Origin of the sequence: Allocatelliglobosispora scoriae, from assembly GCF_014204945.1 — a bacterium.
GTDB classification, from domain to species: domain Bacteria; phylum Actinomycetota; class Actinomycetes; order Mycobacteriales; family Micromonosporaceae; genus Allocatelliglobosispora; species Allocatelliglobosispora scoriae.
Genome location: NZ_JACHMN010000002.1, coordinates 3575613 through 3587941, shown reverse-complemented (window position 1 = coordinate 3587941; position 12329 = coordinate 3575613). Strand labels below are relative to the sequence as shown.

Here is a 12329-nt window from a genome sequence, read left to right as displayed (position 1 = left end):
CGAGCCACCAACTCTTGAAGAGTTGCGACGATCTTGGGGACGATCTGGGCGACGGTGCTGGTCAGCGCATACGGCTGACGATGGCGGTGTCGTAGTCGCCGGAGAGGAACTCGGGGTTCTCGAGGAGTTCGGCGAAGAACGGGAGGTTGTTCTTGGGGCCGACGATCTCGAAAGCCGCCACGGCGGCGCGTGCGCGCTCGATGGCCTCGGCACGGGTGGCGCCGTGGACGATCAGCTTCGCCATCAGGGAGTCGTAATTGGGGGTCACGGTGGTGCCGGAGGTGTAGCCGGAGTCGACGCGTACGCCGTCGCCGACCGGCTCGACCCAGGTGGTGATGGCGCCGGGGCCGGGGAGGAAGCGCTTCGGGTCCTCGGCGTTGATGCGGAGCTCGATGGCGTGGCCGACCGGCTCCGTGGGGACCTCGACGGGGAGTCCTGCGGCGACGCGGAGCTGCGCCTCGACGAGGTCGATGCCGAAGACCGCCTCGGTGATCGGGTGCTCGACCTGGAGCCGGGTGTTCATCTCCAGGAAGAAGAAGTCGCCGGTGGCCGGGTCGAGCAGGCACTCGACGGTGCCCGCGTTGCGGTAGCCGACGGCCTCACCGGCGCGCACGGCCGAGGCGTGCAGCGCGGCCCGGCGCTCGGGTGTGAGCATCGACGCCGGGGAGGGCGACTCCTCGACGAGCTTCTGGTTGCGGCGCTGCACCGAGCACTCCCGCTCGCCGAGCGCGACGACGGTGCCGTCGGCGAGGCCGAGGATCTGCACCTCGACGTGGCGCACGCTGGGGAAGAACTTCTCGATCAGCACCGAGCCGTCGCCGAACATCCGCTCGGCGAAGTTCTTGACCTTGTCGAACTCGGTCCGCAGACCGGCCTCGTCGAATGCGGGGGCCATACCCATGCCGCCACCACCGGCCGTCGCCTTCACCATGACCGGGAAACCGATCCGCACGGCCTCGGCGAGCGCGGCCTCGACCGTCTCGGCCGGGTCGACGGTGCCGGGTGCGACGGGTACGCCAGCCGCCGCCATCAGGTTGCGCGCATTGATCTTGTCGCCCATCGCCACGATCGCATCGGCCGACGGGCCGACCCAGATGATGCCGTGCTCGGCGACGGTGCGGGCGAAGTCGGCGTTCTCGGAGAGGAAGCCGTACCCGGGGTGGATCGCGGCGGCATTCGTCGCCTTCGCGGCGGCGAGGATCGCCTCGGTGTTGCGGTAGCTCAGCGCCGGGTTGGCCGGGCCGACCTCGACCGCCTCGTCGGCCTCGAGGACGAAGGGCAGCCCCGCGTCGACGTCGGAGTGGACCGCGATGGTACGGATTCCCAGGCGCTTGGCGGTCCGGATGATCCGGCGCGCGATCTCACCACGGTTCGCCACCAGCAACGACTCGATCATGATCCACTCCACTGTCTCAGCACACCTGGCACGACTCTTGCCTAGTCAAACGTCGGAAGGCTAGCCTCCAGCGCTGGTTACCAGCGAGTCGGCAACACCAAAATAACGTGTGCAACCGATCATCCTGGCTCGGCGTGTACAGCGCGACCCGGGGAGCGCCCCGGTGGCAATGGGGAGGAAGACCGTGTCGGGCGTATTCACCCGGGTGACGGGAGCGTTCACCAGACCGCAGCCCGTCCGCGAGCTGGACTTCGACGTCTTCTACGGCGCGTCGTTCCAGCCGCTCACGCTGCAGCTCTACGCCTACCTCGGCGACCTGGGCGATGCGCAGGACGTGGTGCAGGAGGCGTTCTGCCGTGCCTACACGCGGTGGAAGACCGTTGGCACCTACGAGAACCCGGTCGCCTGGGTGCGCAAGGTCGCCTGGAATCTCGCCACGAGCCGGTTCCGCCGGCAGAAGGTCGCGATGAATTTCCTGCGCAAGCAGCGCGAGGAGCACGTCGAGGAGCCGGGACCGGACCGCGTCGCGCTGACCAGGGCCCTCGCCACGCTCCCCGAGACCCATCGCCGCGCGGTCGTCCTGCACTACATGGGTCAGCTCCCGATCTCCGAGATCGCCGAGCAGATGGGTGCCCCCGAGGGCACCGTGAAGAGTTGGCTTAGCCGAGGCAGAGCGGCCCTCGCCGCGCAGCTCAAGGGCGTGAGGGAGAACAACGATGTCTGACTTCGACCGCGATGAACTGCTGCTCACCGGCGCCTTCGAGGAATTCACCACCGGATCGACCCCAAAGATCAATGCCGAGGGTACGGCCGCCGTGCGCAAGCGGGTCGCCAAGCGCCGACGCAATCGCGCCATCCTGCTCGTGCTGCTGACGGTGCTGGCTGTCGGCGTACCCGTCGCGGTGTATGCCACCAGCGGGCGGGACAAGCCGACGAACCCGGACAAGCACGCGGCCGGCGCTTCGCCCAGCGTCTCGGCGTCCGCGAGTGCCGCACCGGCCTCGCCGAGCGCGGCCCCGCCGCCGGGGCCCTCGGGCGTCACCCGGGACCTGCTCCAGCTCTCCACGATCACGGTGCCGGACTGGCGATTCCAGGGGGACACGCCGGGCCGGTGCATGTCCGGACCGATGAAGCTCAGCGCACCACCGCCGAGCGGGATGGGCTCGGTGCAGCTCATCGGCAGCGTCGTCGACGCCAACCTGGACGCCGACCCGGCGCTGGAGGCGGCCGCCATCCTCGAGTGCTCGACCGAGCAGAACGTGACCCGCCAGATCGTCGCCTTCGAGCGGGACAGCTCCGGCCGGATCCTCACCCTCGGGCAGGTGATGCGCGGCTTCCCGACCGACCTGGTGCGGCGGACCAGCGCCGGTGGCGGTCTCCGGGTCGACATGCAGAACGTGAGCGGCTGCTGCGACGTCTCGCCCGAGGTCGTCCAGCGCCAGCAGCGCGACTATGCCTGGAACGGCCGGGAGTACGTCCAGATCGAGGGTCCGACCTCGTTCCCGCCGCACCCGCACGTGACCGATCTCAAGGTCACCGAGGGTGCGGAGCTGAGCTTCGGCCCGGTGACCGGCGCCAAGCGGGTCGGCACCGTGAAGATCACCGTGACCAACCTCGGCAAGGTGACCTCCAGCCGCTTCCTGCTCAGCGTCGCGGGAAACCTCGATGCCACGCTGAAGGCCTGCGTCGGCAGCCGCTGCTACCGGACGGAGAACGGCCTTCCTCCGATCATCGACGGCATCGCCGCCGGCAAGAAGGTGACCTACACCGTGACGGTCACTGTCGGCGCGGACGCACCGCCCGCGGTGACGGTGCCCGTCACGGTCACGTCGATCGGGGCGAACGACACCAAGTCCCTGCCGGATCCGAACCCGGCCAACAACAAGACCACCGCGGTGGTCGTCGCCTGGTAGGCCCGGTGCCTCAGCCGAGGAGTGCGCGCAGCGCTGCCGCCCTGAGCAGCGTTGCGCGTCGGGTGCGGTCGACCTCACCACCGAGGAAGGGCGTCGAGTTCATCAGGCCGAAGGCGGCGTGCGAGAGCACCCGCGCCTCGCCGTCGGTGAGGTCGGAGCGCAGCGTGGTGAGAACCGTCACCCACTCCTCGACGTAGCGCCGCTGCAGGCGCCGGATCTCCCGGCGGGGCTCGTCGGGGAGGCGGTCGAGTTCGTGCAGGTGCAGGGCGATCACGGCCGGGTTGGCGAGCGCGAAGTCGACGTGGAAGTCGACGAGCTGCTCCAGCGCGACGCGGGGGTCGCCCCCGGCGGCGGCGACCCGCTCGCGGCCACCGGCGAGCAGGCCCTCACTCACGGGGTTGAGCGCGGCGACGAGCATCGCCTCCTTGCCCGCGAAGTGGTGGTAGAGCGCTGGACCCGTCACACCGGCGGCAGTGCCGATGTCGTCCATGGATACGCCGTGATAGCCGCGGGCCGCGAAGAGGCCCACGGCTATTTCCAAGATTTCGTCGCGTCGCGACCGCTTCCGAGGGGTCACAACGGCTACCTGCTCCACCGTCACGGGCTAAGACTACTCGCTAGTCAAGTCCGGTCCTGAACGATCGTTCACTCAGGGTCCGGGAGATCATAATCTTTCCGGAGCTTTCGGGCCTTTCGCTGCTCACCCTGCTCGTCGAGCGCCCGAGCCAGCCACCACGCGGTCTCCTGCCGGGCCCGGTGGTCCTCGGGCAACCCGTCGAGTACGCGACGAAGCACCGCCTCGCCCCGGTCGGCGGCACCGGCGGCGACGAGGATCTCCCCCTCCCGCAGCTCGGCGAGGAGCGCCTCCTCGAACGCCTCGATCGACCGGAAAAGCGCTGCGGCAGGCTCGATCCGGCGCAGGGCGCCCACGTGGTCGTCCGAATTGGCGAGCATGAAGGCGGCGTCGTAACCGGTCATCGCCCGCTCCCAGAGCAGCTGCGGCTGGCCGTCCGTATCGATCGTCGTCGCGACCTCGTTGAGCTCCGCCTCGACCTCGGCGAGCTGCGCCAGGGCCGCCTCGGGCTGCTGCGAATAGTGCAGCGAGGTCATCCGGCGCCGCGCCGTGCGCACCGCCGAGAGCCGGTAGCCGGCGTCCCGGTAGGCCCGCCCCGCCTCGGCGAACCGATCCGACGCCTCCCGATCCCGGTCGATCCGGTAGAGAATGTCGGCCGTCCGTTCGAGCACCGCTGCCCGAGAGCCCAGATTGTCATAGCCGTTGAGGTTGGCGGCGAGCTGGTCGAGCTGGTCCAGGGCCGCCGTCGGCTCGCCCAGGTTGATGTAGATCTGACCGAGCAGCTCGCGGCACTCGTCCGCGATCGCCTGCTCCTCCAGGTGGTCGGCGAACCAGGAGAGCGCCTCCTCGGCGACCTCCGCCGCCTCGCGCTGCCGGCCGATCGTGGCGAGCGCCACTGCGAGCCGGTGCCGCGAATAGGCGGCCGCGCGGTCCTCGCCGACCTCGACCATCTGGCAGATGTGCTCGACGATGTCGTCGATCACCTCGGCCGCCCGATCCGTCCCGACCAGCATGAACGCGGCGTCCAGCCAGGCGCTGCGGCGCAGCTCCGGATCGATCGCGTCCTTCGCGGCCGCCTCGAACTCGGCGAGGGCGCCGCGGTGGTCGCCGTTCATCCCCAGCACCTTGGCGCGGGAGACCCTCGCCGCGGCGAGCTCGTTGCTCGGTCCGGTACCGTCGAGGGACTCGACCACCGAGGTCGACGCGGCGAGGGACTCGTCGAAGCGCTCCAGCCCGGCGAGGAGCTGAGCCCGCATGAGCTGCTCCTGCGCCCGCCGACGCACCGGCACGGGACCGGCGAACGCGTCGAGCTCCTCCAGGGTCGTCAGCGCCTCGTCGATCACGCCCGCGATCGCCAGCGCGTAGGCGAGCCGCATCAGCGCACCACGGCGTACGTCGTCGTCATCGGAGTTCCGCAGCAGGAAATCGGTGGTTTGCCGAATTACCGTTAAATGCTCATCGTCCTGTTTCATCCGGAAGCGAGCGAGGGCGAGCTGGCCCCGGGCGGAGAACTCCCGGACGTCATCGCCGGCCGCCGCGAAAAGCGTCGCCGCCAGCTCGAACTCCGCCGCCGCCCCCTCGTCGGAATCCGGCGTCCGGTAGGCCCGCGACCGGGCCATCCGACCCCGCTGGACATCCGTCATCCCCGACTCGGGGTGCTGCTCCTCGATCCGCCGCCACAGGGCGTGCGCGCGATCCTCGTCGTCGTCGAAGCGCCACTTCTCGGCGAGTTCGAGCTGCTCGTCGAGCGGGAGCGTCTCCGGGCAGGCCGACAGATCCACCACCGCCGGGACCGGGACCACCGGCTCGACCGGCACCGCCGCGACGCTGCCGCGCTGGCGTGCGGTGATCGAGAGCGGCAGGTAGTCGACGAGGGGTGTGACGTTGAGCGTCTCCGCCACCACACTGCTCTGATAGGTGTTGCCGTTGCGCTCGTCGAAGCGGACGGCGAGGGCGATCGCCCGGTTCGCCAGCTCCTCCCCGAGGGCGGCGGCCGTCGTCGAGTCGCCGCCGCGGCGGACGGCGAGGTCTCCCTGGCCGGAAGCGGCGAGCCGGCGCAGCACCGCGGCGGCCGAGGCGGCGAAGGACATCTCGGCGAGCGGCGACGGTGCCCGCTCCAGCCAGGTCAGGTGCCGCTCGATCAGCTCCAGCCCGCGGACCTCGTTGCCGGTCAGGGCGCAGAAGTCGATGTGCACCGCGACCGAGCCGAGATTGGCGGGATTCGCGGCGAGCGCCCGGTAGGCCCGGCGGTGCGCGTCGCGGGCCTTGTCGAGCTGACCCGTACGCAGGTAGGGCACGAGCAGCGAGGTGAGGATCTCCTGGGGCTGCTCGGCACAGGTCAGCCGGCCCGTCAGCACCGGCTCGGCGAGGGCGACCGCGTCGGCATAGCGCTCGCGCCAGGTGAGGTAGTAGACCTTCGACGTCGGGTCGCAGCCCACGCAGTCGGAGTTGCCGTCGCGCGGCGCGGTGTCCCACAGCCGGTAGAAGTGGTCGGCGAGCGCCACGTCGCCGAGGTGCCGGGCGACCCGCTGCCGATAGGCGTAGACGGCGTGCAGGCTGTGGCCACCCTGGCGGTAACGCCGCTCCATGTCGTCGAGCACCGCGTAGGTCCGCTGCAACGGCAGCTCCGGGAAGCGCGGCAGGGCGCCGGTGACGAACTTGAAGTGCCACAGCAGCAGCGACTCGTCGGCCTCCTCGCGGCTGCCCGGGTCCGCGTCATATTGGGCGAGGCAGCGGGCGAAGGTGACGAACGCCTTCGCGGGCTCGCCGCCTTGATGATAGGCGGTGGTCGCGAGCATCCGTGCGGCGAAGGCGAGGTCGGAGTCGCCGAGTGCCTCCGCGTGCCGCACCGACTCCTCGGCGATCGCGATCCGGCCGCGCCCGTCGGGCGTCCCCCAGCCCTTCGAAATCATCTCGCGTACGTCGTCGGAAGTGGTCATGAGATCTCCCCAGGCACGGCGTGCTCCAGCAGGCCGAGAAACGATCGGTTCAACAGGGCCGAGTCGGCCGGGCGCAGCGGGTGGTGACCGAGCAGCAGAGCCTGGCCGTAGAGCGACTCCACCGCCAGGCCGATGAGCTGGTCGTGACCGAGTGCGGCGACCCGGCGTACCAACGGATTGCGGTGATTGAGCACGAGCTGGGGGCGCGAATCGGCCTCGGCCTTCTCGAAGGCCGCGAGAATTCCCGCCCACGCGTCGTCGACCACCTCGCGCGTCTCGCGGAGCTGGCGCTGGAAGGTCGCCTCGCGGTCCACGAGGAAGAGCGCGGGCAGTCCGATCGGGTCGAAGGAGCGCATCACCACCTCGCAGCCGAGCCGGTCGAGCGAGCGCTGCGCGGTCGCGAGGAAGGGCCGCAGCGCCAGCTCGGTCGCCGGGTCCAGGGTGTCGAAGCGCGTCGTCAGGTCGCTCGGATCGAGCCGGTCCACCAGGATCGACGCGTCCAGCGCGGGTAACCGCTCGATCAGGTCGGCGTCGTGGATGTAGCCACCGTTGATCACGGCGAGGTCCGCCGCGGCGGCGACCGCTGCGAGCTGCCGGAACTCGTCGATCGTCGCGCAGTAGCGGACCACCCCGAACCGCTCGCGGAAGTCCTTCATCGGCATCCGGCCCATGTTGGTCTCCAGCGGCCACCACTCGTCGACGAGCCGCAGCATCTCGTCGTCGTGCAGGGCGAGGGTCTTGACGCCGAGGTTGTGGATGTCGAGGAAGTGGTGCAGGCGGTGCGGGTCGCGCTTGGCGAGCGACACCAGCCACCCGCGCAGCTGGTCGCCGAGCTGCTCGCGGACCGACTCCAGCAGGCTGTCGTCGTAGAGCGCCTCGCGGCTCGCCGTCGGCCGCAGCCCCGTCGCGTCGACGACGCAGCGCGCGAAGAACGCCCACTCGGGCAGCAGCCCCTCGGCGCCCTCGGCGAGCAGCATCCGCTTCAGGTAGACCCGGTGTCCCGAGCGTGCCGCCGGATTCGCCGGGATCGGCAGTACGTAGGCGACGCCGGTCAGTCCGGCCTCCGGCACCCTGAGCTCGATCACGTCGAACGGTGTGAAGCCGAGCGTCTGCTCCGCGAAGGCCATCAGCTCCGGCCGCGTGCCGCCCAGCCAGGACTTCTCGGTGATGAGCTCGCCGTCGACCCGGACGCCGAAGGGCAGCAGCGAGCCGAAGAGGCGGGCGAGGTCGGTGACCCGCGCCGGCTGGAGCCAGTCGGTCGCGTCGCGCCTCGGCACGAGGGTGACCGTCGTGCCGCGCTCGGCCCGGGTCTCACCGGTCTTGACCTCATATTTCCCGTCGGCGAATCCGGTCCAGTAGACCGTCGGGTGATCACCGTTGCGCGTCTGCACCCGGATCTCGTCGGCGACCATGAAGCACGAGAGCAGGCCGATGCCGAACTGGCCGAGGAACTCCGCCCGCGAGAAACCGAGCTCGTCGCGCTTGCCGCTGCGCCCGATCGTCGCGAGCAGCTCGTGCACCTGCGCTTCGGTCAAACCCACACCCGTGTCGTGTACGCGTAGCGTCCCGTCCCCGGTGACCTGCGGCGTCTCGAACCAGATCGACGCGGGAGCGCCCGGCTCCACCTCGTGCCGAGCGGTGATGGCGTCGACCGCGTTCTGCATGAGTTCGCGGATATAGACGCGAGGGCTGCCGTAGAGGTGATGGCTGAGCAGATCGACGATGCCGCGCAGATCGACCTGGAAGGTGTGGCTCACTGGGTGAAAGGTACCGGCCCCGACCCGCCTTGTGCAGCCCCGGGCGGTCAGAACACCGGTCCGGCCCGGCCGCCCGGGCTTGCGTGGGAGCGCGGCAACCGTCAGGCTCGAATGCATGGCCGAGCCCGATTACGTCGCCGCCGTCTGCACCGAGGGCCTTCGTTCCCTGGTCAAGCTGGGGGCACGCCTCGACGATGAGCACTGGGCCGCCGCCACCGACTGCCCTCAGTGGTCGGTCGGCGACATCTTCGCCCACATCGTCGGGATCGAGCAGTGGCGCGAAGCCGGCGGGATTCCCTTCACCGGGCCGCTGCAGGAGTGGATCGACGCACCCGTCGAGGCGCGCCGGGGCCGACCGCGGCAGGAGGTGCTCGACGAACTCTCCGCGCTCGTCGCCGCCCGCGACGAGCAGTGTGCCGCCCTGCCGGTGGAGGCGTTCGCCCCGGCGATGGGGCGGATGGTGCCGACGGAGTTCGCGCTCTCGCTCCGCGTCTTCGACCTCTTCACTCACGAGCACGACATCCGCGGGGCCATCGGCCGCCCGGGTTCGATGGGTGGGCGCAGTGCCGAGATCGTCCGCAACCTGCTGCTGCAATCCCTGCCGAAGACGGTGGTGAAGGACGCCGGTGCCGAGCCCGGCTCGGGCATCCGCTTCACCGTGATCGGCGACGTGCCGCTGGACGCGGCGGTGCACGTCGCTGCGGACGGCCGGGGGTCGCTGAGCGCACCCTGGCGGCCGGGGCCGCCGACGACCGCCCACGCGACGATGAGCTGGCAGGCGTTCGCGCGGCTCGGCGCCGGCCGGGGCTCCCGTGCCGACCACGAGATCCTGATCACCGGTGACGGCGCTCTCGCCGAGCGGGTCATCGCGCACCTGAACGTCGCGCCGTAGCTCGCGCTCGCTCGGCGCGGGGATGATCGTGTTGTTTCCGGGAAATATGCCCCTCACCTGCGGGTGGAGGGGCATATTTCCGGGAGACAACACGATCATGCGAACGTCGGCGCGGAAACCCGGCGCGAGCTCAGGTGAGCGGGCCCAGCGTCGGGCGCTTCGGCATCACGTTGTCCCCCGAGGAGCGCCCCTGGAGGCGGCGCTTCACCCAGGGGGCGAGGTGCTTGCCCGCCCACTGGATGTCGTCGGCACGGGTCCGGGCCCACGACTTGCGCCCCGGCCACGGCGGCAGCTCCCACCACTGCGCGGGCGGCGGCACGTCGAGCTTGGTCAGCACATGCGCGGCGACCCGCTGGTGGCCGAAGAGCGACATGTGCAGCCGGTCCGTGCTCCACATCGCCGGATTGGCGAACTCGCCGTCGGCCCACAGATCGACCAGCCGGGCTCCCTGCCGCTCGGCGATCTCGCCGACCGCCTCGTTGAGGTAGAGGATCCGTGGCGCGATCAGCTTGTTGCCGGGCAGCCGCGACATCACGTCGGCGAAACGGAAGATCAGCACGTCGGCACCGCTGCCGCGCAGCTCGCCGATGACCCCCTCGAACCGCTTCATCAGGGTCGGCGGGTCGCAGTTGCGGCGCAGCACGTCGTTGCCGCCGGCCGCGAAGCTGATCAGGTCGGGCTTCATCTCCAGCACCGGGCCGACCTGCTCGGTCACGATGCGGTCGAAGAGCCGCCCGCGAACGGCGAGGTTGGCGTATCCGAAGTCCGGGGTGAGTTTCGACAACTCCCCCGCCACGAGGTCGGCCCATCCTCGGAAGATCCCGGGAGTTGCGGGATGGGGGTCGTCCATCCCCTCCGTGAAGCTGTCACCCAGCGCTGCGTACCTGCTCCAAGCCACGATCCGAGTGTGCCACCGGTGTGAGGCACCTCGCGGAATGGGTTCGGGAAATGTGATGTTGACTCACACCGTGGAGATCGAAATTTATTCTGACGTGGTCTGTCCCTGGTGCTGGATCGGCACGCGCAAGCTGCTCGCCGCCCTCGAGGAGTTCGACGGCGAGGTGTCGCTGAAGTGGCGGGCCTACCAGCTCGACCCCTCGGCGACGTCCGAAGGCGTCCCGACCGCCGAATACATCGGCAAGCGCTTCGGGGGCCGGGACCAGGCGATGCGAATGTTCCAGCAGGTCAGCGGTGTCGCCGCTCAGGTCGGGCTGGACATGCGCTTCGATCGGGCGATCTCCGCCAACACCATCGACGCGCACAAGCTCATCTGGCTCGCCGGTGAGCACGGGGTGCAGCACGAGCTGGTCGAGTCGCTCTATGCCGCGCACTTCACCGACGGCCTCGATCTCGGCTCGGCCGAGGTCCTCGTCTCGCGCGCCGTCGCGGTCGGCCTCCCCGAGGGATTGGTACGCGAAGCACTGCTCTCGCCCGAAGCCGCCGCTGCCGTGAGCAGTGATCTCGCCAGCGCTCGCGAGCTCGGGATCACCGGCGTGCCGACCTTCATCTTCGAGGGGAAATACTCGGTCACCGGGGCACAGGATCCGGCGACCCTGCTGCAGGTGCTCCAGGAGGTCCGCAAGCGCGAAGCGAAGCAGCCGATCTCCCTGGTCACGGCGGGTGGCGGCGAGGTCTGCACCGACGAGACCTGCTGAGGACGAGGGCCGGCTGCGCGCTAGTGTGCGGTGGTGCTTGGTAGGCGTACCGCCGCAGCGATCTTGATCTTTGCCCTGGCCGGCTGCACAGCGGAGCCGGCGGCGACGGGCGTCGTGCCCACCGGGGCGGCGCCCGCGACGCCTCGGGCCGGTGCGGCACCGCGGACCATCACCATCCTCGGCTCGGGCGACGTGCTCCTGCACCCCGACCTGTGGGCGCAGGCCAAGCGCGACGGAGGCGGGCGTGACTACGACTTCGGGCCGCTCTTCGGCGCCGTGCGGCCGCTGATCGAGAGCAGTGATCTCGCGATCTGCCACCTGGAGACGCCGGTCGCCCCACCAGGCGGGCCCTTTCGGGGTTACCCCAACTTCCTCGTGCCGCCGCAGATCATCACCGAGCTGCGCGAACTCGGCTACGACACGTGCTCGACCGCGTCCAATCACAGCCTCGACGGCGGCCAGGACGGCATCAAGCGCACCCTCGACGCCTTCGACAGGATCGGTCTCGCGCACACCGGCACTGCTCGCACCGCGGCCGAGCGCGCCAAGCCCAACCTGCTCGACGTGCGCGGGGTGAAGATCGCTCAGCTCTCCTACACCTATGGCTTCAACGGCATGAAACGTCCGGCGGGCAAGGAGTGGATCGCCAACCTCATCGACGCCGACGAGATCCTCGCCGAGGCGCATCGTGCTCGCGCGGCCGGTGCCGGGATCGTCGTGGTCAGCCTGCACTGGGGCACCGAATACGCCCACCAGCCGAGCTCCGCCCAGGTCAACCTGGCCCGCAAGCTGCTCGCCTCACCCGACATCGACCTGATCCTCGGCTGCCACGCCCACGTCGTGCAGCCCATGTCGAAGATCAACGGTAAGTGGGTCGCTTACGGCATGGGCAACCAGGTGGCCCACCACGCCGACCCGATCAACGCCAACCGCGAGGGCATCATGCCCCGGTTCGCCTTCACCGAGACGTCCCCGGGCCACTGGACCGCGACCTCGGCCGAGGCGATCCCGGTCTGGATGCAGCTCGACCCGGACCGGCTCACGCTCCCGGCACCCGGATCGGCTCCCTATAAGCGGATCACCGCTCTCGGCGGGGTCGGGTGACGATGCGCCACGACTCTTGATCGCGCTGTTTCCCGGAAACTGGCCCCTCAAGGGGCCCACGAGGGGGTTATTTCCCGGAAACCACGTGATCATGCCCGG

10 protein-coding genes are annotated in these 12329 nt (G+C 70.0%); 5 read left to right on the top strand and 5 right to left on the bottom strand.

The annotated features are described in order from the left end of the window. Window positions 1–61 precede the first annotated feature (61 nt). Window positions 62–1396: an acetyl-CoA carboxylase biotin carboxylase subunit gene (locus tag F4553_RS21965; RefSeq protein ID WP_184838829.1), complete on the bottom strand. Its 1335-nt coding sequence runs from the start codon at window positions 1394–1396 to the stop codon at window positions 62–64. A 184-nt stretch (window positions 1397–1580) separates the two neighbouring features. On the opposite strand from F4553_RS21965, the gene F4553_RS21960 reads away from it, so the two are divergent. Together F4553_RS21960 and F4553_RS21955 are read left to right on the top strand one after the other, a co-directional pair. Beyond that, entirely contained in the window at window positions 1581–2120 is a 540-nt protein-coding gene (locus F4553_RS21960) for a SigE family RNA polymerase sigma factor (RefSeq protein ID WP_312875302.1), read from the top strand. Next, window positions 2113–3309 (top strand): DUF11 domain-containing protein, encoded by a 1197-nt coding sequence (locus F4553_RS21955; RefSeq protein ID WP_184838827.1) that lies wholly within the window; start codon window positions 2113–2115, stop codon window positions 3307–3309. The genes F4553_RS21960 and F4553_RS21955 overlap by 8 nt, the downstream gene beginning before the upstream one ends. Before the next feature lie 10 nt (window positions 3310–3319). Here F4553_RS21955 and F4553_RS21950 read toward each other — a convergent pair whose 3' ends face one another. Genes F4553_RS21950 through F4553_RS21940 form a run of 3 tightly spaced genes read right to left on the bottom strand, consistent with a single transcriptional unit; the run spans window position 3320 to window position 8579 of the window. After that, a complete protein-coding gene (locus F4553_RS21950) occupies window positions 3320–3910 on the bottom strand; it encodes a TetR/AcrR family transcriptional regulator (RefSeq protein WP_376776240.1) in 591 nt (196 codons plus the stop codon). Window positions 3911–3954: 44 nt separating this feature from the next. Next, window positions 3955–6822, bottom strand: coding sequence for a hypothetical protein (locus F4553_RS21945; RefSeq protein WP_184838825.1), 2868 nt, complete (start codon window positions 6820–6822; stop codon window positions 3955–3957). Next, window positions 6819–8579 carry an HSP90 family protein gene (locus F4553_RS21940; RefSeq protein WP_184838823.1) on the bottom strand — a complete coding sequence of 587 codons (1761 nt, stop codon included), beginning with the start codon at window positions 8577–8579 and terminating at the stop codon, window positions 6819–6821. The genes F4553_RS21945 and F4553_RS21940 overlap by 4 nt, the downstream gene beginning before the upstream one ends. 115 nt (window positions 8580–8694) lie before the next feature. Here F4553_RS21940 and F4553_RS21935 point away from each other — a divergent pair, with 115 nt between their 5' ends. Beyond that, a complete protein-coding gene (locus F4553_RS21935; protein ID WP_184838821.1) occupies window positions 8695–9471 on the top strand; it encodes a maleylpyruvate isomerase family mycothiol-dependent enzyme in 777 nt (258 codons plus the stop codon). Between the two features lie 130 nt (window positions 9472–9601). Here the strand turns inward: F4553_RS21935 and F4553_RS21930 are convergent, their stop codons facing one another. Beyond that, complete coding sequence (locus tag F4553_RS21930) at window positions 9602–10369, bottom strand: SGNH/GDSL hydrolase family protein (RefSeq protein ID WP_184838819.1); 768 nt, start codon at window positions 10367–10369, stop codon at window positions 9602–9604. A 70-nt stretch (window positions 10370–10439) separates the two neighbouring features. On the opposite strand from F4553_RS21930, the gene F4553_RS21925 reads away from it, so the two are divergent. Continuing rightward, entirely contained in the window at window positions 10440–11126 is a 687-nt protein-coding gene (locus tag F4553_RS21925; RefSeq protein ID WP_184838817.1) for a DsbA family oxidoreductase, read from the top strand. 33 nt (window positions 11127–11159) lie between these two features. Next, entirely contained in the window at window positions 11160–12230 is a 1071-nt protein-coding gene (locus tag F4553_RS21920; protein ID WP_221469970.1) for a CapA family protein, read from the top strand. The last annotated feature ends 99 nt before the right edge of the window (window positions 12231–12329 follow it).